The sequence below is a fragment of the Paenibacillus sp. 7516 genome (genome assembly GCF_002272715.1).
GTDB classification, from domain to species: domain Bacteria; phylum Bacillota; class Bacilli; order Paenibacillales; family Paenibacillaceae; genus Paenibacillus; species Paenibacillus illinoisensis_A.
In genome coordinates this window covers 394,804-418,363 of the sequence record NZ_NPBI01000012.1, presented here as the reverse complement: position 1 = coordinate 418,363, position 23,560 = coordinate 394,804, and the positions used below count along the sequence as shown (strand labels likewise).

Sequence of the window (23,560 nt, the reverse complement as noted above, 5' to 3'; positions counted from 1 at the left end):
CCTGAAACATAGACATGAAGTAAGGTGCAAAACGGTTACTCAGGTCATAAACTTGTAGTATAAGTTGACAACCATTAAATGGACGAGGTGCATGGGCATGAAAATCGGTATACCGAAAGAAATCAAAAACAATGAAAACCGTGTAGCCATAACCCCTGCCGGAACGGCTGATTTTGTCAGAGCGGGGCATCAGGTAGTGATTGAGCAGGGTGCCGGATTGGGCAGCGGATTCACAGACAGCGAGTATGAGGCAGCCGGAGCAGTCATTCAGGCTCAGGCCCAATCCGTTTGGTCGGAAGCTGACATGATTATCAAGGTCAAAGAACCTCTGGCGAGTGAGTACGCCTATTTTCGTCCCGGACTGATTCTTTTCACCTATCTGCACCTGGCGGCAGAACCGGAACTGGCGAAGGCTCTTGTTCAGAGCCGGGTAACTGCCATTGCATATGAGACTCTGGAAGTTAACGGCACCCTTCCCTTGCTGACCCCAATGAGCGAAGTGGCAGGACGGATGTCGGCACAGATCGGGGCACAGCTGCTGGAGAAAACCAAAGGAGGCAAAGGCATTCTGTTATCCGGCGTGCCTGGCGTCAGCCGCGGCAAGGTTGCCATTATAGGCGGAGGTACGGTCGGTACCAATGCGGCCAAAATTGCGATTGGTCTCGGAGCGGACGTGACCATCCTCGACCTGAATCTGAATCGCCTGCGCCAGCTGGATGACATATTCGGCAACCAGATCCATACGCTGGTATCCAGTGCATCCAACATCGCGGCTGCGGTCGCTGAAGCGGATCTGCTGATCTGTGCGGTGCTGATTCCCGGCGCCAAGGCGCCAAAACTTGTCAGCGAACAGATGGTAAAAACGATGGCACCCGGTTCGGTCATTGTGGATGTCGCTATTGATCAGGGCGGAATTGTAGAGACCATTGATCATATTACGACCCACGATGAACCGACTTACGTGAAGCATGGTGTTGTACATTACGCGGTAGCGAACATGCCTGGCGCGGTGCCGCGCACATCCACGGTGGCGCTGACCAACGCCACCATGCCTTATGCGCTGCAGCTGGCCAACCATGGTGCAGCCTCCGCGATTCGCGGCAGTGCATCCATTCGCAGCGCGGTTAACGTGCTGAATGGACATATCACGTATGAGGCAGTGGCCCGGGATCTCGGGCATGCCTATGTTCCTGCAGGACAGGCGCTGGAGCACCCCGCCGCTGTCCAATAATCTGTGTATGATCGTTCCACCCGGCGTCTTACCTTTCCGGCCTGTGGAACGAACAGAAGCGCCAGTCCGGGCATATGCTGTCCGGGCTGGCGCTTCTCGGTTTATTTTTGCATAAAATAAGTTCTGCTAGGATGATAAGTTCTGGGTTCTCGGGTACTCCAATGGTTCAAACGGCCCGCTCGCTGCACACCTCGCGAAAATTACAATCCCTGCAGGCACGACGTGAAGGCATCGGAGTAAAGTACGACATGTCTTTTGGACGATTATGATACTCATCTGCCACGCAGGAACGCATCTCCTCGATGTATCTTCCCACATTGTCTTCCACCTTCTGCAGCTCTTCTTCGGTCGGCGTAAACTCGCGATGCGTCCCGGTCAACAGGTATTCCACTCGCAGTTCAATCTGCTCCAGCGGCACCCGGTAATGGTCCCTGACATACGCTGCGTACAGCATGAGCTGGTCCGTGAAGTCATCCTCCTTGCCGGTCTTCCAGTCCACAATCACAATGTTGCCGTTGCTGCGGCGATACAACAAGTCCATCTTCACATATACTCGTGTATCATGCAGAATCATGGTGTCCCATTTCTCAATCTCCAAAATATCCGTACTCGCCCGGGACAGGTCTTCCCAGGTAAGTGTCTGATACATATGGCTTACACAAGCCGAAGCTCGCTCCTTAATCGTTGCAATTCGATCATTCAGCGTGTCATCTCCGTAGTAGATCTCGGACAGCATCACCCGATTCTTCGGGTCCAGACGCCACTGATCCTGATCCATCGACTCCACATAGGCCTGATTAAGCAGCTTCCGCATCGTTTGTTCCAGAAATGATTCACGCGGCTTGTCTTTGCCTTCCTCCCTGCTTCGGACTGCTGACTCACACATCCGGTGTGCGAGGTCACCAAAGACGAGGTATAAATTGCTGAGCTGTTTCAATCGGTACAGACGAACCTGCATCTCATCAGCCGATTCTGTCTTCCAGCCGTTATGGGCTCCGTAATAATGATAATAATATTTGCGCAGGCACTCATCGAACATGCTTGCCCGCGACTGCGAATACGACCACTGCGGGTATTGTGCCATAAGCTGTTCTGCCTTTCTGTATACCGGATCTGCATGAGATCCCTTGATGCTCACAGTATATAGGATGGGGTGAAAATGCTGCAAGCTGTCCTGTGATTTTGTACTGAACGCAACCGTTTCCGATTCGAATCGTAACGTTTATATAGTATCATCACCAAAAGATGAAATGGCGAAGCAAAACGCATAATATACTAAATAGAGGACAGGATGTTGCAGTTATATAAGATGCATCTAAAAATTCACACGATTACGAAGAGGACAGAACAAATCTGGAGAAGCGGAGCTAAAAGCTTTCTGAAAGAAAGCTGCATCGAAAGCATAAACTTTGCATTTATCATGGGATTTCCCCTTATTGAAAGGGATAGAAGAAATCTGGGGATAACAGCGATTGAAAGATTGTTCTGAACGCGGAGTAGACTTGTGTAATCTAATCGATTCATTTTATATGGAAAATCATGTACAGGCATATCCTAAAAGGAGGCACCACCCATGAATCGACCGGATTGGTTCCAGGCGGAAATGGCTTTGCAGCAGATCCAGGTCATTGGCAGCGACCGGAATGAGCTGGTGAATATCATCGGCCATGCAGAAGGAATCCATTGCATCGGAACAGGTACGGATGCGGCTGTTTTTACGTACGACGGCTTGCCCCAATATGCCTTCAAAGTGTATTCGGATCACGCTCTGGAGAAACTGGAGAACGAGAAGCGGGTCTATGAACAGCTGCGTGGATTACCCTATTTCCCCACCTATTACGGCTGTGGTCGAAATATTCTGGTCATCAGTTATGAACCGGGAGATACACTGCTGGAGTGTCTGGAAAAAGGAATTCCGGTTCCCGAACAGGTGATGATCGATGTGGACGAAGCGCGGTCAGCTGTACGCAGCCGTGGCCTGAACCCACGGGATATTCACCTCAAAAATGTACTTCTTCAGAACGGACGCGCGAAGGTTCTGGATGTATCGGAGTACATTAAGGAAGGCAATGACAACCGGTGGGAGCATCTCGTCTGGGCCTACCACAACATTTATCCAAGAATCAAAGGCACGCCCATTTCCCCGCGTATGCTGCAAACGATCAAATGGGGCTACAATCAGCTGGATCAGGCCAATCTCAAGATGGACGACCTATCCAAGAAAGCGAATCGTCTGTTCGCCAGGTTTATGAAATAAAAAATGTTACATTCACAACAATGTACTTTCACGGAACATATCCTTCGGTATCAATTTTAAAAACCCGGTCATCCCCATAAAGGGTGAGAACCGGGTTTTATTTGTAATATACAACATTGTAATGGGAATTATCATCTGAGACTTATATGCCGCAGCTTATCCGGATTTCGGATCATATAAATTTCTTGGACGAGGCCGTTTTTTATAGCTAGGCTGACTACCGTTGGGGAAGCCTCATTTGGGACCTGTATCAGAAGACCATGTTGTCCGTTGATTCTAACCACCCGTACCGATACCAAGCTGTCTCCCTTGGCTACCAGACCTCCAATGAATGCAATGACGCGTTGACTGGATACAATCGGCTTCACAGCTGCCGTGATTTTGCCACCACCATCACTATACAGCGCAACATCATCCGAGAGAAGCTGGAAAAGTTCAGCCATATCGCCAGTCGACGCAGCCTGAAGAAAACGCAGTGTCAACTGCTCGGACTTCGCATTAGGAACCCATTCTATCTCCGATTCGTTCTCCATTTTTTGTTTGAGACGACTGAAAATTTTACGACATCCCGTCTCGGTTTTACCAAGGAAGTCTGCAATAACATCGTATTCAAATACGAATGCCTCTCGCAAAATAAATACCGCTCGCTCGACAGGGGTCAACCGTTCAAGCATAACAAGGAAAGCATAAGAGATCGTATCTTCCAGCTCAATCGTCTGAAATGGATCCATTTCTTCTGCCCGGATTGATGCTGGGATGATCGTATATTCTTGCAATAAGGGCTCCGGCAACCAAGGGCCGATGTACACTTCTCTTTGTGCCTTAGCTGACTTCATATAATCAAGACAGCGGTTCGTAACGATTTTGCATAAGTAAGCCTTCAGATCGCGGATGTGTCCTTCATCCTGATATATGGCCTGCTGCTGCAAGGTCACAAAAGTGTCCTGCACCAAATCCTCGGCATGGGTGACCGATCCCAGCATACGATAAGCGATAGAAAACAGAAGAGCTCTGTATCTGCTATATGCTTCATCAATTTCCATCCTGTGCCTCCTCTGTTTAGATGTCTGTATCTGCCAATATCATCCGAGCAGCTTCACGTGCACTGGCCAGCGAAGCATGAACCAGCATCCCCTCACTCCCAACCCAATCACCAGCAACATAGATTCCCGGGCGACCCTTGACCCTCGGTCCTGGCCTCCCCTGGAGACCGCCCGTTGCGGCGGTCGGAACGGCATGGGTAACCAGCATTCGTGGCAGAAGCCGCTTCCGGACAACATGCTTGCGCCAGCCTGATTGAATGCAATCCAGAAATCCAGTCAGTTCGTATTCATCCCTTTTGGGATCGGAATGCCCTGTTGCTGGTAAATACTTCATGACGTGTACAACGTTATGCTCGGAGTGAATGGATAATGAGGCCGTGGCAGAATGATTAGAATAATACCACGGGGCGTCGGCACCCAGAACAAAGGTCGTTTTGGGATTCGGCATCCCTGTCACAACCAGATCCAGACACGCTGCGTAAACTGGAACTAGCTGCCTGTAAAGTGCTTCTTCGGTGGTAGTAAGTGCAGGATTCAAAAAAGCCAATGTACTCCTTGGCCCAGCAGTGGAGATGATATTCCGAGAAATTAGAAGGGATTCATCCTTAAGTTTAATCTCAATCCGAGGCTTAGTGCCATGGACTTCGTGTACGGAGACACCACTACGGACGGATACGCCAGCTTGCTGAGCCCGCGTAGTCAATTGATTGATAAGAGACTGCCATCCTCCGTTTACATACAACACCCGACTCTGTTTAAGCTGATTAATTACAGCTCCAGCACTTATCAGATCAGGGGCATCGCAATACGTGCTTAACCGAACAAGCGCAAGCACAATACGCTGCGCACACAGGCTAGGCACCATTTTGTCCAAATACTCCTGCAGACTGACCCTGTTCAGGGAAGATACATCCGCTCTGTTCAGAGACCAATAGAAGCCAAGCAGCTGATATTTTTCTCTGCTATTCAGGAGCGAACCGAACAATAAACGCAACAATGAAACGTTCATACCCCGACTATTTTCTCCGTCAAAAACCAAGCTACCCGGCGGTTTGGGTGCCATTCCATCAGGAATTACACCTATGTCTCGCAAAATGGGGAGTGCGCTTCTATTCAGCGCATGAGCACCCAAGTTAACTTGGGCATCTGCCAGTTCAGTAGAAGCAGCACGGCCTCCCGGATGTGCCCCTTTTTCCAGCAATAGTACTTTTTGTCCGGCCCGGGCCAGATATATAGAAGCAGTTAATCCAGCGATACCTGCTCCAATAATAACAGTGTCCCACATGAAATCATTGACATTTTGTCTCACGTCATATCAATCCCTTCTATTGGATACACATATGACGATTAGAGCCGTTATTTTGTGACCCACATCATTCCCTTCATCCTTTCCGATTCAACCGTCCTTCGGAAGGAGTCATTCCCTTATACTGTTTATACAGTTTTGTAAAATAATTAGCATTGTCACACCCCACTCTGGCAGCAATCTCGGTAATGGTCAGATTGCTGCTTCGCAGCAGGTGTTCGGCTTCGGTCATCCGGCATCCGTTCACGTATTCGACGAAGGTGCGGCCCGTCAATTTCTTGAACATTTTGCAAAAATGATATGTATTCAACCCCACCTGACTGGCCGCTTCGGTCACGGATATCTTCTCCGCTGCATTGGCTTCAATCTGCTCGATCAGTTGTTTGAACCGCTCGCGGTTCGGGAAATATGAACCCGTTGTTTTTCCCGGCAGCTGCTGGGGCATAAAGGTACGAGCCAGCATGGTAAACAGGGCGTGCAGCTTGGACTTGGCCACAAGCTGGTAGGCAGGTGGCTGCTTAACCATCTCCTCAATCGCCTCATGGATTAGTGAATAGTAGTCCAGGCAAATGTTGTTCTGCTCCGCCGGCTTCACCGGAAAGCGAATCCGTCCCTCCAGATAGGGAGCCACGTACTGCAGATGCAGCGGATCATGTGTGAAATCATGGAATAACGCCGCATTGACAACAACCGAATCATACTCCACATCCCCTTCTTCCAGGGCATACCCCACATGAAGCGTCCCTCCCGGAATAACAAGCACCTCGCCCGGCCCGGCCGTGTATGGTCTACTGTCGATATGAAATACGGCGTGACCCTTGCGCATGGCAATCAGTTCAAAGTGTTCATGCCAGTGCAAATACATGATACACTCCTCCGTTTTCATATCGGAGCAGCGATTCTGAAACAACTGAAACGGATGTGATTTATGGTCAATCCGGGTATTTTCGTGAAGCGCTTTCAGATCCAGCACGACCTCTTCCCCCTCCTCACAAAATCGGACTAATATTGCACAAGATTGTATAGAGCCATGCAGCAGATGCGCGGCTATAATGAGTGTGTCACGAAGTACTATAAGCCAATATTGGAGTGAAATACAACCATGAAAAATCAATTACGCATCGGCACCCTCGTGGGTGGAGCGGATGCTGTCCGCGTGATCCCTCAGATCATGAAACACGGTTTCGAGTCGTTCAATCTGACCTTTTGGCAAACCACGGGTGAACTGGATCTTGCCGAAACAGCCAAGCGTGTACGCGAGCTGGTCGACGAACATGATATTAAAATTTCTGCACTCAGTGTTTTCGGCAACCCGCTCACCGGGGCCGGAGACAACGCAGACACATTGGCAAGCTGGGAACGGGTTATTGATCATGCTCAGCTGTTCGGCGCAGACATTGTCTCGGGGTTCACGGGACGACTAACGAATCAGCCCATTGACGAGTCCATTCCGCGGTTCAAGGAGGTCTTTGGGGAACTGGCACGCCGGGCGGCGGACCGGGGAGTACGGATTGCTTTTGAAAACTGTGATATGGGTGGTACTTGGCAAACGGGCGACTGGAATATTGCACATAATCCGACGGCTTGGGAAATGATGTTCAATGCGGTTCCGGAAGAAAACATCGGCCTGGAATGGGAGCCTTGCCATCAGATGTCCAGCCTCATCGATCCGATACCTCAGCTTCGCAAATGGGCGCATAAAGTGTTCCACGTGCATGGCAAAGACGCAACCATTGCCTGGGATATCGTCAAGGAATATGGGGTTCATGGTCCGCATGAATATGTCTGGCATCGTACGCCTGGCTTCGGAGATACCAATTGGTCCGACATTATCACCATTCTGCGGCAAAACGGTTACCAGGGAACGATCGACATCGAAGGCTGGCATGATCCGGTATACAAAGATGAATTGGAAATGACCGGGCAGGTGCATGCTCTGCGCTATCTGAAACAATGCCGCGGCGGGGATTTTGTGCCCAATCCGAAATAAGGAGATGATCAAGTGAGTCAGCAACATCGAGTGCTTGTCGCAGGCTGCGGTGCCATGGCCAACACGTGGGTCGATTACGCCATGCAAAGACCGGACACGGAGATCGTAGGGCTTGTCGATCTGCAAGAACAAAATGCTATGGCCCTGGCTGCACGCCATGGCCTCTCCTGTCCTACATATACGGATATCGCTGAGGCCATCCAAGCTACAGAAGCCAACATCGTATTCGATGTCACGATTCCCGCAAGTCATTATGGCATTGCCATGACAGCCCTGCAGCAAGGCTGCCATGTGTTTGGCGAAAAGCCGCTGGCAGAAACCTTCACGGAGTGCGGAGATATCGTCCAAACTGCGCGCAAAACTGGCCGCATCCAGGCCGTGATGCAGAATCGCCGCTTCGACCCTCGAATCCGCGCCTTTCGGGAGCTCATTGCCGGCGGCACCATTGGTAAGGTCGGTTATGCTGGGGCAGACTTCTTTCTCGGACCACACTTCGGCGGATTCCGGGATATCATGGATAGTCCGCTGCTGCTGGACATGGCGATTCATACGTTTGATCAGGCCAGACTTATTCTTGGAGCCAATCCGGTATCGGTCTATTGCCACGAATTCAACCCTCCAGGCTCTTGGTACACAGGCAATGCAATGGCGCTATGTATCTTCGAAATGTCGGATGGCTCTGTATTCAATTACCGTGGATCCTGGTGTGCAGAAGGCGCCCCGACCTCGTGGGAAGCATCTTGGCGTGTAACCGGGGAAAAAGGCACGGCCATCTGGGATGGACATGATGACATTTATGCAGATGTTGTGGCTGCAGAGCACCTGGATGCAAGCGGTAAGCCTTCCTTCTTCCAGCCTTCAGAGCGAATCGAAGGACAGTTGCCTGTCATGAAGAAAAGCGGACATCACGGTTGCCTCGAAGATATGTTCGCCGCGCTGGAAAGTGGGCGATTGCCCGAAACGGATTGCAGCGACAACCAGTTTAGCATGGCGATGGTGCTCGCTTCCCTCGAGAGTGCCCGCACCGGACAGAAAGTGCTCATCGCTGATCTGATGCAAAACACGTAGACATGGCTTCTTCTAAACTAAGCCAGCCCAACCCGCAAATCTGAGCGAGTTGGGCTGGCTTGGTTAGTATATTGCTGCATCTTTACAGAATGAAACTAGTTTGGAGTGTAACTGTATAATCATTCCCTCTATAAAATTCCTTTTTGCATGGCTTTGTACACGAGCTGCGAGAACAGGCTGTTGGACCAGGCAAACCAGGGTCTTGTAAATGTATCGGGATCATCTGCATGAAAGCCTTCATGCATGAACCCGGTTCCTGCGTCTGTCTTTTCCAGCCGTTCAATCATCTCCAGCATTTCCTCGTCATTATCCGCAGTCAGTCCTTGCATGGACAGTGCCATATGCCAGATGTATCCCGGCGGGGTATGCGGGCTTCCGATCCCTTTGGCTGCTTGACCTTCATAATAGAATGGATTCTCCTTACTCAGAATAAACCTGCGTGTATTCTGATACACGGTATCCCCCACGGGTGCATATTCCAAATACGGAATGGACATCAGTCCAGGCGTACCCGCATCATCCATCAGGCAATGATTGCCGTATCCGTCTGTTTCGTAGGCATAGATTCGTCCATAGACCGGATGATTGTATATGCCGTAGAGAGAGATTCCATGACGAATCTCTTCTTCAAGCCGTGCCATTTCGCTAACCAATTGTTCGTCCCGGAATACCCATTTGGCGATCTCCCCCATCTGGCGTAAGGTCACCGCAGCGAACATATTCGCGGGAATGTTATAGTGAAAATCACAGGCATCATCACTCGGACGGAAACCGGACCAGATCATTCCGGTATAGTTCACAGGCATACCCAGCCCCGCGTTGCGCATTGTGTCATGTGCAGGACAATTGCGCCGCATAAATCGATATGGCGATTGCTCGGCATGGTGCTGCTCCGTTTGCCAGAGATGGACTACACTCTCCATCACCCTTTTGAAGCGTTCATCAAAAATATCCGTCAATTCCGTCTCACGCCAGTACGCATAGGCCAGCTTCATCGAGAAGCAGAGGGAATCCAATTCGAATTTACGTTCCCACACCCATGGCGACATCTCTGTCTCATCATTGGCATCCCAGTGCCAGCCATTGGCTGTTTCGTTGAATGCATTGGCATACACATCAATGTCAGCGTAGAACATATGCCGCTTGATCAGTCCGCCGATAATCCGTTGTAATGCTTCATCGTCCTTCGCAAGTGGCACATAATGCATGACTTGCTCCACGGAATCACGCAGCCACATGGCTGGGATATCACCTGTAATGACAAACGTTGTACCGTCATCAAGCAGTTTGGTCGTCGTCTCCAAAGTACTCGGAAAGCAGTTGCGGAACTGCGCGAGTAATCTCGGTCTGTGCTGCAGCTTCTTGTCCGCCTCCGCCAAAATATCTTGCACTGCCTGCGGCAACTCCAGATGCGGCATGGGAATCTTCGGTAATCTGAACTGTTCCATGGACGTAGTCTCCTCTGACATGAATTGTGGTTGTGGTGTTTGGATATGGCTGATCTGTTCCTCTCCAAATCTGGCATATCCTTTTAGGCACATTTGATTATTGTTATTTTTGTTATCATAATATATAATAACGTTATTAAATGTAGTGTACTGTGACTTGGTAAATGTCGTCAATTCGTAATTGCTATAATTGCCACAATTCATTTCTAAATTAATATTTTGTTTACATATGAAGGAGTCATGAACATGTCCCGCAAAGTATCCATTCAGACGCTGGCTGACCAGCTTGGATTATCGAAATATGCCGTCTCCCGTGCACTCAGTGGCAAGACAGGAGTCAGCGAGTCTACCCGCGCCCGTGTACTTGAACTCGCCAGATCTCTGGGCTACCGCCAAAATACACCCGGAAGCACCGGTGTCTCCGCTGCTTCAGACCAATCCGAACCGCCATTCGCGCTCATCTGCATGAACCAGCTAAACCGCGGGGAGCCTCACTACTGGCAGCGGGTGCTTTCCGGCATGATCTCAGGCTGTAATGAACGGGGCTGGCATCACGCGATTGTATCTCCTTCGCTTGGTACCGGGGACGAACATACGTCACCGGAACGGGCCGTTGCTCCCCATCTGGACTGGGAACGATGTGCGGGCATTATTGTCATGGGTTCCTTTCCTCATGTCGTTCTGCAGCGTCTGGCTCAGACAGGTCGTCCCATCGTGCTGGTGGATCATCAGGAACCGCTCCTGAACTGTGATACGATCAGCCATGATAATCTTGAGGCAGGCATCACCGTTGTGCGGTATCTACTATCACTGCAATCCCGCAGAATCGGGTTAATTACGGACGATGGCCGTGCGGCCAGCTTCGCACAGCGCAAGATCGGCATGGAGCTGGCATTGAATCATTTTCATACCGGCCACGGTCACGCTGCCACATTCCGGGAATGGAATGTTCCTTATGAGCAAGGGGAATGGGGCGATCAGCTCGCAGCCGAAATCAAAAACATGCCGGAGCATGAACGACCCGATGCCTGGATTGGTGTGAATGATGATATTGCTCTGCAATGGATGAACAAGCTACAGGAGATCGGAATCTCCACACCTCAAGACTGCCTCGTGATTGGCATTGATAACGTCCACTCCGCCGCAACGTCTTCCCCACCTTTGACAACAGTCAACCTGTGCAAGGAAGAGCTAGGACAGCGGGCCATTGAAGCTTTGCAAAGACGGATTGAACGTCCCGGGACACCGAAAGAGACCGTCATGCTTGCCACTTCCCTTATTCCGCGAGACTCGGCTTAGCTTGATATACGCTGTGCTACTTTTTAAGTAAGGCCCGTGCACATATGGAAATAGCCCCGCATTAAATGCGGGGCTTCCGTGTTTATAAGGCTCATCTAATCCATGTTATTTTTGCCAAGGTAGACTTTTAAATGAAGGGAGATCCACTGCCCAGTTCACATTACGATACTCTCGATCAACTACCACACGTTTCAATGTAAATTTCGTACCGTTCTCTTTGTAAAAATTTCGTATGATCAATTTTAAACTATCTGCAACGTATTCTCCGTTATTATTTGGCTCATCTGGATAACCGATCACTTCAACAGGATACTCTTTCCCCTCCGTATCTATGGCCACCCAGCGATCCCCATTAAATGCATTACGGAAAGTTCCAGTTCCCTCGAGAACTAGTGACGAACCTTCCTTCCCATCACTCTTCGGAAGGTTATAGGATTCCAATTGAGGTTTGTAATTATAATCGTAAAATAATATTCGATCTCCCAGCTGTTCGAATTCAACAAAAGTATAGAAATTGGTGTCCTTACGCCTTTTGTCCAGGTCTACTTCTACTGACTTCTCTTCTTTCACGGGGATAGTGTAACCGTCCAGTACAAAAAGAATGTCCTTGGCATCTACTGTTACAAACGCCGGATCCCATGTCTCCGACAACTTTAACGGTCCACCATCCCTCAAGCCACTTTGATCATGGAGCCGAAACTTGGCTAGGCGGGTATCTGGTCTAATCCCATTGAATATACGATATTCATTGGTTTCAGGAATTTCAAGATGATACATAATGTTCACATAATCCGCCCAATCCTCTCCGACTTTATCACGCAACTGATCGTCTAGACTTACATTCATATCAAGCCGGGTTCCATTTGGCGTTCGTACAAGCTGCGTCATATCCAATTTCAAACCTTCTGGCGTCGTATATGTGTTATTCATAGGAGCTTCAACAGCCAGTGATTTGGCTTTGGTCATATCGATGTTAAACTGGAAGCTCCAATCCACCGTCTCTTTATCTTCGTATGATTTTGTTTCGAAGTTGTATTGGCCCCCTACATTCAAATGCCCCAGTTCCCCACGTACAACTACCTCATCAGGGATATCATCATGCAGCTGAAAAATAAACCGTTCGGATGTAGAGCTGCTTACTCTGGTATCTGCTGCGAGAGTAGCAACCTCGCCCCCTTGGTCATCCGTAACATGAATTCTCCCCGCCTCTGGGGATATTGCAAACAAGCCTAAACCTTCAGGAGTTGTTTGTTTCATTGTGATCACGATCTGCGAACGGTCCACTAGTACATCTTCAATCTTAAGCGTGTAACCCTGATCCTCGATATGAATATTAGGATTAACCACAAGACCGAGTGGCTTGAGACGTTTGTAATCATCAGCCAGATAGGAGTACTTCAGCTCCTCTGGTACGGGAATATTGGGAAGTGGAGGATTATTCACCGCGTTGACGGCAGGTTGCTCAGGTCCTATTTTATAATCCCAAGCAAACCAGGCTCCCCCTGCAAGAATTACAACAGCCGCTGCTGTAACCCCCATACGGCGCATCCAACGGGTTTTGGAAGACTTTTTCATGGCAAAATTCACTTCCGCTTCACGTTCCATGGACACACCATCCAGTTTTTTCATCACCTGAAGCGTAAAATCGGGTTCAGGCTCCTCGCGAAATACATACTGTTCCCATAACCGGTCCTCATCATTTGGAATAGGCTTCATATGTGGCTAACCCTCCTTTGCGCTCCATCTGTTTCTTGAGCATCTTTTTCCCACGGTACATCGCGTTTCGTACCTGCGCTGCACTCATGCCGGTAATATCTGAAATTTCTTCATAGCTTAGCTCATTGGTATATTTCAACAGCAGCACAAGCCGGTATGATTCCGGCAGCTGTTCCATCTGGCGGTATATTTCCCGCTGCATCTCCTTGTGCAGCACATGCCTTTCCGGCGATTCTTCACTGGCTCGCTCCATGACCGGTTCATCTGCCGTCATAACCGGTTTCTTTTGCCTTATAAAATCCCGCATCCGATTCACAGCGATGGTATATACCCAGGAAGAAAAACTGCTTCCTACCCTTCGGGACGGGAGATAGCGATAGATCCGGATAAACGTGTCCTGTGCAAGATCCTGCGCATCCGGATGACTCGCGCCCATTCCGCGTAGAATGCCGTAGACTTTATTTTTATATCGATCCACGAGCAAGGCGAACAGCTGTTTATCCCCCGCGATAATACGCTCGATGAGCTCCTCCTCCTGCATATGTTGAGTCATGTAATCCCCCTTCTCTACAGCTTCCATGCATGGTTCTGTACTATATAGACGGAAGTACTTTCCAAAACTTCTCACTTTCCTCAAAAAAAAGAATTCGCTCAAGTCCGGTTCAAAGCCGGTTGGGCGAATCCACTATAGTCAGCCTCAACGTTTCTGTGCAATAAAATCGCTAAGCTGTGCGTAAATAGCAACAATTTCATCCATCGACATGCGTACCAGTCCGCTCGAAGAAGGTGCAACGAATTCCTGAATTTCCGAGACAACCGGATCATCCTGAAATCCCCATTCCACTTTGGTACGCTTGCTGTACTGGGTGTATACCCCTTTCCCGACAAAACAGGCGATGTCCGGTCGATACTGTTCCAGCTTTTGCCGAAGAATCTGACGTCCCTCCGCATACTCTTCACGTGTAATATCTTCCACGCCTCTCGTAGGCCGGGCTACAATGTTGGTAAATCCATACCCCAATTTGAGCAGATCCTGATCTTCTTCCGGATGATATAAACGTGGGGTTAAGCCGGAACGTTCAAGAATGCGCCAGAAACGATTGCCTTTATAGGCATAATGATGGCCGGTTTCGCCTGATGTAATGCTGGGATTGAATCCGATAAACAGAATCGATAACCCAACATCCAGATGATCTGGAATCATATTCACATGACCTCCCTAGTGTATAAAATGATATAATGGTTGAAGTGTTTACGAAATCGGACTGAAATTTTCATGAAAAAGGAAGCTGAACAGATGATTGCAGACATCATGCTTGAAGTCGTCCTGCCCGTCTTTCTCCTGATCGGAGTCGGGTCCTGGATGCAAAAGGTGTTCAAGCTGGACTTGTACACCCTCGCCAAAATCAATTTCTATTGTATTACCCCCGCAGCCGTCTTTATGAGCATGTATCATTCCGATATGTCGGGTGAACTTCTCGGGACGGTCACTCTCTTCTACGCCATATATGTCATTATTCTGTATATCGTAGGATCCGTGTTCGCACGAACACTTCGATTGAACAAAGGCATGAAGGCCGCCTTTAATAACAGTGTCATGCTGGACAACGCAGGCAACTATGGCCTGCCAATCAATGCGCTCGTATTTCGCGGAGACCCACTCGCGTCTTCCATTCAGGCTCTGGTCATGTCCCTACAGTCATTGCTGACCTTCACGTATGGCGTATTATCTATCCAGGGCGCGAAGCTGAAAGGGAACTACCGTGCAGTCATCATTGGATTTCTCAAAATGCCGGTTCCCTATGCGCTCTTACTGGGGATTCTGTTCCATATGTGGAAGGTGCCGCTGCCAACGTTTCTGTCCATGCCGCTGACGTATGCGCAGCAAAGTATGGTTGCTGTAGCACTGCTGACCCTAGGAGCACAGATTGTCAAATATCCGATCCGGCTGTACCGTCTTGATGTGTATATTAGCACATTTCTGCGCCTCCTGATTGGCCCGGCCATCGGGATCTCCATCGTACTGCTTCTGGGTCTGGAAGGAATTGCCGCGCAGGCACTGATCATTGCTTCCGGGATGCCTACCGGGGTGAATGCATCCATTCTGGCCGAGGAATATGATAACGAACCCGACTTTGCCGCACAAACGGTACTTATCTCGACACTCTTGAACATTATTACGATTACTGCACTCATTTCTTTTGCCAAAACATTTTGATGCAACTAAAAAAGTCCATGCGCTCCGTAAGTCGGATGAGCTTGGACTTTTTTTGGTTAAGACATATGCGATCTGTGCGAGTAACCCTACTTGCACAGCCAAAAAGAAAAACTAGGATTCAAACGTCGTCCGTTCCGGAAACTTGCCGCCTTCCCTGAACAAACACCGGACCAGCCGCTGCGCTGCCCGATTGAAGAAAAAGCTGGGGTTGACCCCTTCGACCTGAACAGGTTCGAGTTCCTTCACACTTTCCTTGATCTTGTTCATTTCAATCAGTCCCATCTTCCGCTCATTGGGTCCGAATCGATAAATAACCTTTTCATCGTCCTCCGTCTGTTTTACCAGCAGAATCATGGATGCCATGCAGGTTACCTCCTATCGTTACGTTATGAGATTCCAATGACTACTTGCTATATATAACATTATTACCCAGATAACCATGGAAGGATATAGGGCTTTGGTTCGTTTATATTGAAGTTAAGACTCCTAATTCAAATGTTCTTAAATGTAAAGTTTTTACAGTATAACAAAAAACAGGCCTGGATCTCGTCCAAACCTGCCTTCATCTCAGTCTAATGCTAGGTGTTTTCCTCTATTTTACGGACCATCACAATCGTGGATCGACCTTCTCAGACTCCAGTGCTAACGTTGCCAGCACACATTCATGAACCCGCTCCACAGGCTCCCTGCGTACAAAACGCTCAACTCCCTCCATACCCAGAGCGCTTTCCAACAGGGCATGCCGTTCCTTCTTGGATGTTTTGCGTTTGCTGAGCCGGGACAAATTCTCGGGTGCCAGGTAATCCATCCCATAGATGATGTGCAAATATGCACGCCCTCGTACTTTAATCGCAGGTTGGATCATTTTGTTCCCATTCCATGTGCGGAAGGTTTCTGGCTTGATAACCATGCCCTCATGTCCTGCTGCTGTCATCTCATCCCACCAACGAATAACCTCTGCTTCATCCGCCTCACTCGTAATCACCCGATATTCCGTCTCCATCATGAAGCTGGACATCCGGGCGAACTCGCGGTTCTGCTCCATATGCCATTCATGTGTCTGATCCCAGAACGTTCCCGTGCTGTGAGCCAGGGTGTGGAACGGTGCTATACGGATATCCCCAAGTTCCTTCACATCCCAGCAGTAGTTCTGAAATACGTCACGGAATGTAGTCGCGTTCCCCAATTTGACTTCGGTTTCCTGCAACCACTCACTCACATCTCGTCCGGCGGCTTCCGCTTCCCGCAGTTTGTCCAGCACCGTTCCGCGATCCATGAGCGAAGCCTCTGCCACATGTGCATATTGCGAAGCAATCAGTTCCCGAGCCTTCAGGTTCCAGGGGACAATCTCGGCATCCAGCAATACAAACTCCGTCTGATGTCGTTCAAAATATCCGTCTGCGGTCAGATCTGCATGCAACCTGGTCAGTACATTCTGTTCTGTGGTTGGGTCAAAAAAAGATCGCCCTGTCCGGGTCACGATGTTCCCCAGCATCGGTCTTCCCACTCGCTGCTTCGCAGCTTCCTGATCGCGGAAGAGGAGCAGAATGGCTCTACTACCCATATGTTTCTTCTCAGCCACCATGCGCCTAACCCCCTGCGACCGGTAATATTGAAATGCATCCCGCGGATGCTCCAGATAGCCTTCTACCGAAGAGGCCGCTGGCGGCGGACTCATCGTAGGTGGGATATAGACCAATTCCTCGAGCGGTACTGTAAAGTGGGAAAAGGTATCAATAGCCGTCCGGGCTACCTCGCCCTGGATGGATACGTCCAGTCTGGATCCGGTCTGCACCGTAAATCCTTCCTTGAATTTCCGAAGGTTGGGCGGTGCAAAGCGGCGCCGTTCCCAGCGCTTGAGCGGGCTATCCGGATCCCCTGCATAATCCTGCAATGCCGCGACGCTGACAGACTCCCGTTCCGGCATGCGCCAGGCCGTCAGCATCCCCCCAAATACAACGCCCTGATCGATATTGACCGTATCATTGACGATCGTAGGATATGGACGGGGGTCATGTCCCCAGACGATACATTCGCCTGAAGTGTGATCCACGTACCAATCCTTCCGAACTGGCCGTCCATGCTCATCCGTTCCATCCACATCACCATAGCGGCAGTAATCCTGAATGCGTTTGGATTGTTTTCCGATAAAATGATCCCGAATACCCGCGTGTGCCACCACCACCTGGCGTACCCCGTTCCGGGAGAATACCAGATGGGAAGGGGCATTCAGCAGAAACTCTCGTAGATCTGTGCGTACTCGCTGCGCTGTCTCTATGCCATGTTCCTGTTCCAGGTCGCTCAGCTCCTGCTCAACAAACTCATCTCCATGACTAAGCGTAACGTCCCGACCATCCAAATAACGGGCAATTTTCCACCCATGGTTGCTGTCAACCATGTAAGCTAACCCTGCGGCACAATGCTGCTGCCAAAACATTAAACATGGAAGCGACGCAGGTCCGCGGCTGGATACGTCTCCAACGGAGACCAGCTTTCTTCCATCAGGGTGGCGATACAACCCGTTTTCTCCCTCTTTCACATATCCCAAACGAATGATTAACTCGATCATTTCATCATAACAACCGTGAATATCGCCAATGATATCAATCCCTACGCCCATGTCGACCATCAGTGGATTGGCCGTGCGGACAAATTCAAGTTCATCCGGCTGCTTCAGCATATAATTGGCATCGAAGCCATCTTCACGGATGGCGCGCAGCGTGCGTTTGAACTGCTGCACCTGCTGCTTCACCCGCTGACGGCCGCGTGGATAATCGCGCTGAGCGTCCCGCTCAAGCAGTTCCTTCTCTGGAACATCGAGTACGATCGCAATGACAGGTACATGAGCTTTTCTCGCGAGATGAATAAGACGCTGACGATCTTCCGTATACAGATGAGTCGCATCGACCCAAGTCAGCTTGTTCAACCTGCAGCGTGTCGCCAGCATGGCTTCCATGGCTTCAAAAGCCTTGGCCGATACCTGCTGATATTCGGCATAGATCACATCCGCTTCGCTTCGGGGGCGATTTTTCCAGTCGACATATTCGTCATCTCCGACCAGCATGCGGAACTGATCCGATGAGACGGCTTCCGTACGTTTGATGACTCCTTCCTCCACGAGTCGTTCCAGCAGTGTGCTTTTGCCGCTATTGGATGGACCAACAAGCACGACGATTCCTGCATGAGGCAGGTGTATTTTGCGGCGTCTTTTGTAATCCCTTTCTGCCGTCGGATCATGAGTCGTTCTGCCTGTGCCGGTTTCTTCTGCTGCTCCCCGCTTATCCCTCATGTTGATCTCTCCTTTCCTTCCTGAAAATCACGAGCTGAGTTGGCTGACCGAAGCCTTCTGCATGCGCGCCTATCCCGCTGATTTCAAAGCTGTACTCCCCCTGCTTCGTCCACGTCTCGCACTGGGCTACCAGTTCCGTCCTGGTCCATTCGAAGCGATGGTCGTGATGGCGGAAGCTCTCTTGTTCCATTTCATATACTTGGTTGTATTCCTTGTTAGGAGTGGTCACGAGCAGGACTCCCGGCTGGTATTCGTTCATGATCGTATTCATGATGCCGTCCAGTCGGTAAGCTTCAATGTGCTCGATGACCTCGCACAGGATCATGACGTCCTGATGCTTCAACTGCTCATCAAAATAAAACAGTGAGCCAATGACTGGCTCTGGCATAGCCGCGATTCCGCTTCGTCCTTCCAGCTTGGCGAATCGTTCCATGGCCCGCAGCCGGGACTGTCCCGAAGGCTCCACAGCCAAGATGGACTCCACGCCTGGAATATAAGCCAGTTTCACAGATAACTTGCCCTCACCGGCACCCATATCCACAATGCGGCGCTTAAGCGGAAGACCTGCGACCACATCTGTAATTGCACGATAGCGTAGTTCATTTAACCGGACGGGTGGTTCCTCCTGCAGAGACGGAACGTCAGGTCCATCGCCTTTTTCATAGGCACTCACGTTATCGTCCCCGGCATTCACCGCCTCCACAGGTGCAGATAGAACACCCTCCTGACGCTCATACTGCCGAATCAATTCGGCGAACCGCAGCGTACGCTTGATAATCATTTCCTTCAACGGATGGCTGTCCAGCCAACCTTCGCCGTAACGCTTGATTTTATCAATTTCATCCTCGCTGATGAAATAATGTTTATAGTTATCCAGCACGGGAATGAGCAGGAATAACTGGCGCAGTGCATTCTGCACGGTGATCTGACCGCGAAGAATGATGCGGCGGACAGTGCTCCTCTTTTTCAGATCAAACGTATAGGCCAGCTCGTCTCTCTCCAGGGTCACAGTGTAACCAAGCGGCGAGAACAACTCCTCAATAGCTCGATCAGGCAGATCCGATGCCACCGGTCCGAACGTGAGCTCCATGTCGAACGGATGCCCTACCCACTGTACATAGGCTTCCTTCGGTTTGCCATTAAGCGCGGTTCCCAGCGCCGAACGTATGTAAGAACAGAACAAGCTGCTGGTCACAAATTCACGGTCGTTAATATACTGCGTAATATCATAACCATCCGGCGTGCCTCTAACCAGATCAACGGGATCAGGTTCGGCGTGCATCAGTACTTCGGTTTCACGTTCTGCAGCTGTCGTGTATACCATTCTTACGCGCACACCCTTATCCGTCCGGTCATACACATTATTCGGATTCTTCGAGAGCAGATGCGATACATTGCCTGCTCCCTCTCCAGTTGCTTTTAATATCAAATGCATGGATTACTCCTCCTTCTACCTATGCTCCTACTCTTCATCCGCCCACGCTTCATTCAATGCAGATCGGAAAATTCGATTCAATTCTTCGTACCCTACAACCTGATCATTCCTCATGTCCGCAGCTATATTTCCGAAATGCTCGATGTTCTCTGCCAAATAGGAATGAATGGCTGGCAGCTTCGGCTCTAGATCCAGTTCTTCTCCAGCTCTCTTCCTTCTCAAAAGATCTTGAATTTCCACATACAGCGGCGTTCCCGCAGGTATAATGTCCTTGACTAACTCATCAAAGTCCAAGGGCGGCATGGCGTCATAACGTTCAATCCAACCGCAGGCGAGCAGCGGACGCAGCACATAGAAATACTTTTTGATTTTCACCTGCTCGCCTTGCAGATAATCCCGGAAGTTCCCTTTGGCCATATTCAGATAATGGTACATGCAGGACTTGGGCGAGAACGTAAGCGGAGACCATGCACGAATGTGCTCTGCCACACTGTACCGCTCGTCGTAGCGAAGGGGCGATTGCAGCCACTCCATCAGCGGTGGATTTGATTTTCGAAATAACTTCAGCGCCTTTTGCAGATCCCAGCCGTTGATATCCAGCTGATCACTGATCGGACGTTCAATCACATCCCGTCTATCTTCAATCGACAAGTACCAATCCAGCGGTCTCACGTACAGAAAACGCACATCATAGTCACTATCCTGCGAAGGAAACCCCCAGGCACGGCTGCCCGACTCGCATGCATAGATGATACGTATCTGTTCTTCCTGTTCAATCTGCACAAGCTGCTGCCGGATCGTTTCTCTCATTTCTTCATGAACGTGAGTCATATCTGCCTACCTCCTTTATCTCTTCTGCTGCTTGCCACGCACCTCTTCATACCCTCATTATGCCTAACTCTTCCACACTAGAACATGGCGAAAGTATGGCGACCTTTGTAAGTTTAAAATGAAACCAGCCACGCTTCCTGTTACAATGAAGGGATACGAGAAGTAGGAAAGTAGGAAGCTCCACATTGCTTTATCCATATTTGCCTGACTCCAGGCCATCAAGGAGTGATGATTCATGGCCAAAGAAAGCTTTGACAAAGAAATTCAGTTTCTTCGCATGCTGTCTCTGACAAGCGGTGCATACAATCGCAAACAGTATGCCGAACGACTCGGCATCTCCGTACATACCTTTGATAAAACGACGCGCAGGTTAAAAGAAATCATGCAATCTGTGGCGGACCAGCGCCACAGTTCAGAGCCGAGCAAAGAGATGACGGACCTCGTCCGTTTCCAATATGGAGAATCTGCAGAACCCCTGCTGCTGTTCCTTTTTCGGGCCAAATCGATGAAAGAAACAGAGGTTCAGCGGCTTTCTGTCATTTTGCATACGCTGCAAGGCAGCGCGCTGACCGCGATGGAACTGCTGGATGCCTGCTGTGCCGATCTGCCTGAGGAACTCGCACTGCCTGACGAAAAAACGATCCGCACCGATCTGAAGTATCTGGAAGAAGTCGGTGTAATCCGGAAGGAACCGGGTGGCAGGCCTTATCGCTATACGCTGCAGCAGGACGTCCTTACCAAACTAACGGCCCAGGAACAGCTGGAGTTATATGATTTTGTGGACATCATGGCGAATACCCAAGTCCCCTCTGTACAGGGGTATCTGCTGAGAGACAGCCTTAAAAAGGTAATTGCCGCAAGCTATCCCGAGCAGGAAGTAACCGAACCATTTATATACAAGTACCATTATTATTCCCGCATTCTGGATGAGGCGCATCTGTACACTTTGCTTAGTGCCATTCGCCAGTGCAAGCGAGTCCAGTTTGTCTATTTTTCACCCAAAAAGCCATCCAGCTACAGCTCGCAGAATACGAATCCGCGATTCGAACGGGAAGCCGGCGGACATTCCAATCAGATCCTGCCGCTCGAAGTCGTTTACGATCACCAGTATGGCCGGTGGTATGTCATTGGATATCAGGGACGCCGGGGGTTCGTGAAGTTTCGAATGGAGGGCATCACCCAGATGGAGGAACTGGATGCGGTAAGCACAGAGTATATGCATGATCTCAAACAGCAATGGGCAGAAGTCAGCCGGTTCAGCTGGCTGGTGGATACGGCGAAGACCGTTACGGTTCAAGCCCGTTTTTTCCATCCCGAGAGCGGTCAGCGCAACTTCATTCTGGATCGGGTACGTCTGCAGGGCCAGTGGGGCACCATTACGCCTGAAACCGAGCATACCTTTCTGTATGAGATCCGGGTTAACGGTACGACGGAGATTAAACCATGGCTTCGGAGCTTTGGTTCAAGCTGCGAGGTCATTGCACCTCACAGGCTTCGCCAGGAGATGATTAAGGAATGGAAGGAGATTGCGCAATATTATGAATCTGTTCGAGAAGATGTTCAACTATCAGATCATGACGAGATTGAATGAGACTGGACTGTTCACCTGGACTTCCCAGGAACGGGCCTGGCTCCGGATGATGCTGAATCACACTGCCGCCCAGGAAGCATTAACTCCTTCCACTTACCATAAACTGCAAGATATGCTGGATGACGAGCCGGACATGAACCTGCAGGAGTACTTGACCGAGAAAGCCAAAAGCGAAGAACACAGCGTCTCCCACCCCCTGCTCAATCCACTGCGCAAAATCATAATGAACCAACAAGCTTTTCGACTAACGGGGCATGTCCGCAATGGGAGAATCATTCAGGATCAATTCGGATTCCCGTACAAGCTCGAATATTCCATGGTCAAAAAAGAGTGGTATGTGCTCTGGTACGCCCCTCGTTTCGGGAAATTGATGTCAACCAAGCTGCGCAGCATTATCACTGCGGAGTCCGAGAACCTTGAACCGGAAAACGTCTCACGTTATACGGAGCAAATCCGCTATTTGAGTGAGAAACGTAAGACAACCATCACGATTGAAGTACTGCCGGAGTTCAATCAGGAATTGTCACGCATTCTATATGCTTTCTCCTGCTTCGAGAAACAGGTACAGTATGTGGAAGCTCAGCATACCTACCGGATTGAGCTGACAATCCCCCGGAGTGAAATGGATTATGTGTTGTCCAAAATGCGTTTTCTTGGCAAACGGGTGCGGATTGTAGACAACGTTGTGCTGCGCAATCGCATGTCCGAGACAGCAGCCAAGGTGCTTGCACGCTATGCAGCTCCCGAGGTTCAAGGTGAGCCAGGCCTGACTTCTGAGGCCAAGGTGCCCACATAACAAACAACAACCCGAACCATGTGGTTCGGGTTGTTATCTGCG

The 23,560-nt window shown here is 49.9% G+C and carries 20 protein-coding genes; 8 read left to right on the top strand and 12 right to left on the bottom strand.

From position 1 onward, the window contains the following. Positions 1 to 97: 97 nt before the first annotated feature. Positions 98 to 1,231: an alanine dehydrogenase gene (ald, locus tag CHI14_RS13120; protein ID WP_095288878.1), complete on the top strand. Its 1,134-nt coding sequence runs from the start codon at positions 98 to 100 to the stop codon at positions 1,229 to 1,231. Positions 1,232 to 1,397: 166 nt separating this feature from the next. On the opposite strand, the gene CHI14_RS13115 is transcribed toward ald, so the two are convergent. After that, entirely contained in the window at positions 1,398 to 2,315 is a 918-nt protein-coding gene (locus tag CHI14_RS13115; RefSeq protein WP_095289115.1) for a PD-(D/E)XK nuclease family protein, read from the bottom strand. Between the two features lie 489 nt (positions 2,316 to 2,804). Between CHI14_RS13115 and CHI14_RS13105 the strand changes: the two genes are divergently transcribed. Beyond that, positions 2,805 to 3,488 (top strand): serine/threonine-protein kinase, encoded by a 684-nt coding sequence (locus CHI14_RS13105; RefSeq protein ID WP_095288876.1) that lies wholly within the window; start codon positions 2,805 to 2,807, stop codon positions 3,486 to 3,488. Positions 3,489 to 3,619: 131 nt separating this feature from the next. On the opposite strand, the gene CHI14_RS13100 is transcribed toward CHI14_RS13105, so the two are convergent. From CHI14_RS13100 to CHI14_RS13090, 3 genes are all read right to left on the bottom strand, one after another. After that, complete coding sequence (locus CHI14_RS13100; protein WP_095288875.1) at positions 3,620 to 4,531, bottom strand: RNA polymerase sigma-70 factor; 912 nt, start codon at positions 4,529 to 4,531, stop codon at positions 3,620 to 3,622. Positions 4,532 to 4,547: 16 nt separating this feature from the next. Continuing rightward, positions 4,548 to 5,840, bottom strand: a complete 1,293-nt coding sequence (locus CHI14_RS13095; RefSeq protein ID WP_095288874.1) for a phytoene desaturase family protein — start codon at positions 5,838 to 5,840, stop codon at positions 4,548 to 4,550. 73 nt (positions 5,841 to 5,913) lie between these two features. Next, positions 5,914 to 6,810 (bottom strand): AraC family transcriptional regulator, encoded by an 897-nt coding sequence (locus CHI14_RS13090; protein WP_095288873.1) that lies wholly within the window; start codon positions 6,808 to 6,810, stop codon positions 5,914 to 5,916. Positions 6,811 to 6,939: 129 nt separating this feature from the next. Between CHI14_RS13090 and CHI14_RS13085 the strand changes: the two genes are divergently transcribed. Then, the gene (locus tag CHI14_RS13085) at positions 6,940 to 7,827 is read left to right on the top strand and encodes a sugar phosphate isomerase/epimerase family protein (protein ID WP_095288872.1); all 888 of its coding nucleotides are present in this window, start codon (positions 6,940 to 6,942) and stop codon (positions 7,825 to 7,827) included. Between the two features lie 12 nt (positions 7,828 to 7,839). Further along, entirely contained in the window at positions 7,840 to 8,895 is a 1,056-nt protein-coding gene (locus CHI14_RS13080; protein WP_095288871.1) for a Gfo/Idh/MocA family protein, read from the top strand. Positions 8,896 to 9,023: 128 nt separating this feature from the next. Here the strand turns inward: CHI14_RS13080 and CHI14_RS13075 are convergent, their stop codons facing one another. Further along, positions 9,024 to 10,343, bottom strand: a complete 1,320-nt coding sequence (locus CHI14_RS13075) for a glycoside hydrolase family 125 protein (protein ID WP_095288870.1) — start codon at positions 10,341 to 10,343, stop codon at positions 9,024 to 9,026. Positions 10,344 to 10,589: 246 nt separating this feature from the next. On the opposite strand from CHI14_RS13075, the gene CHI14_RS13070 reads away from it, so the two are divergent. After that, complete coding sequence (locus CHI14_RS13070; RefSeq protein WP_170948120.1) at positions 10,590 to 11,642, top strand: LacI family DNA-binding transcriptional regulator; 1,053 nt, start codon at positions 10,590 to 10,592, stop codon at positions 11,640 to 11,642. Positions 11,643 to 11,747: 105 nt separating this feature from the next. On the opposite strand, the gene CHI14_RS13065 is transcribed toward CHI14_RS13070, so the two are convergent. The 3 genes from CHI14_RS13065 to CHI14_RS13055 form a co-directional block, all read right to left on the bottom strand. Beyond that, positions 11,748 to 13,358, bottom strand: a complete 1,611-nt coding sequence (locus tag CHI14_RS13065) for a DUF4179 domain-containing protein (RefSeq protein ID WP_095288868.1) — start codon at positions 13,356 to 13,358, stop codon at positions 11,748 to 11,750. Beyond that, positions 13,339 to 13,911 carry an RNA polymerase sigma factor gene (locus CHI14_RS13060; RefSeq protein ID WP_095288867.1) on the bottom strand — a complete coding sequence of 191 codons (573 nt, stop codon included), beginning with the start codon at positions 13,909 to 13,911 and terminating at the stop codon, positions 13,339 to 13,341. The genes CHI14_RS13065 and CHI14_RS13060 overlap by 20 nt, the downstream gene beginning before the upstream one ends. A gap of 144 nt (positions 13,912 to 14,055) precedes the next feature. Continuing rightward, the gene (locus CHI14_RS13055; RefSeq protein ID WP_095288866.1) at positions 14,056 to 14,562 is read right to left on the bottom strand and encodes a mismatch-specific DNA-glycosylase; all 507 of its coding nucleotides are present in this window, start codon (positions 14,560 to 14,562) and stop codon (positions 14,056 to 14,058) included. Between the two features lie 93 nt (positions 14,563 to 14,655). Here CHI14_RS13055 and CHI14_RS13050 point away from each other — a divergent pair, with 93 nt between their 5' ends. Beyond that, positions 14,656 to 15,576 carry an AEC family transporter gene (locus CHI14_RS13050; protein WP_095288865.1) on the top strand — a complete coding sequence of 307 codons (921 nt, stop codon included), beginning with the start codon at positions 14,656 to 14,658 and terminating at the stop codon, positions 15,574 to 15,576. Positions 15,577 to 15,687: 111 nt separating this feature from the next. Here CHI14_RS13050 and CHI14_RS13045 read toward each other — a convergent pair whose 3' ends face one another. The 4 genes from CHI14_RS13045 to CHI14_RS13030 all read right to left on the bottom strand — a co-directional run bounded on the left by CHI14_RS13045 (position 15,688) and on the right by CHI14_RS13030 (position 21,131). Beyond that, a complete protein-coding gene (locus tag CHI14_RS13045) occupies positions 15,688 to 15,939 on the bottom strand; it encodes an RNA-binding protein (protein WP_095288864.1) in 252 nt (83 codons plus the stop codon). Between the two features lie 244 nt (positions 15,940 to 16,183). Next, positions 16,184 to 18,865 (bottom strand): polynucleotide kinase-phosphatase, encoded by a 2,682-nt coding sequence (locus CHI14_RS13040; RefSeq protein WP_095288863.1) that lies wholly within the window; start codon positions 18,863 to 18,865, stop codon positions 16,184 to 16,186. Then, positions 18,855 to 20,300 (bottom strand): 3' terminal RNA ribose 2'-O-methyltransferase Hen1, encoded by a 1,446-nt coding sequence (locus CHI14_RS13035; protein WP_095288862.1) that lies wholly within the window; start codon positions 20,298 to 20,300, stop codon positions 18,855 to 18,857. The genes CHI14_RS13040 and CHI14_RS13035 overlap by 11 nt, the downstream gene beginning before the upstream one ends. A gap of 27 nt (positions 20,301 to 20,327) precedes the next feature. Then, a complete protein-coding gene (locus CHI14_RS13030; RefSeq protein ID WP_095288861.1) occupies positions 20,328 to 21,131 on the bottom strand; it encodes a nucleotidyltransferase domain-containing protein in 804 nt (267 codons plus the stop codon). A gap of 235 nt (positions 21,132 to 21,366) precedes the next feature. On the opposite strand from CHI14_RS13030, the gene CHI14_RS13025 reads away from it, so the two are divergent. Together CHI14_RS13025 and CHI14_RS13020 are read left to right on the top strand one after the other, a co-directional pair. Then, a complete protein-coding gene (locus CHI14_RS13025; protein ID WP_095288860.1) occupies positions 21,367 to 22,722 on the top strand; it encodes a helix-turn-helix transcriptional regulator in 1,356 nt (451 codons plus the stop codon). Continuing rightward, positions 22,670 to 23,518, top strand: coding sequence for a WYL domain-containing protein (locus CHI14_RS13020; RefSeq protein ID WP_095288859.1), 849 nt, complete (start codon positions 22,670 to 22,672; stop codon positions 23,516 to 23,518). Before CHI14_RS13025 ends, CHI14_RS13020 begins: the two co-directional genes overlap by 53 nt. Positions 23,519 to 23,560 lie beyond the last annotated feature (42 nt).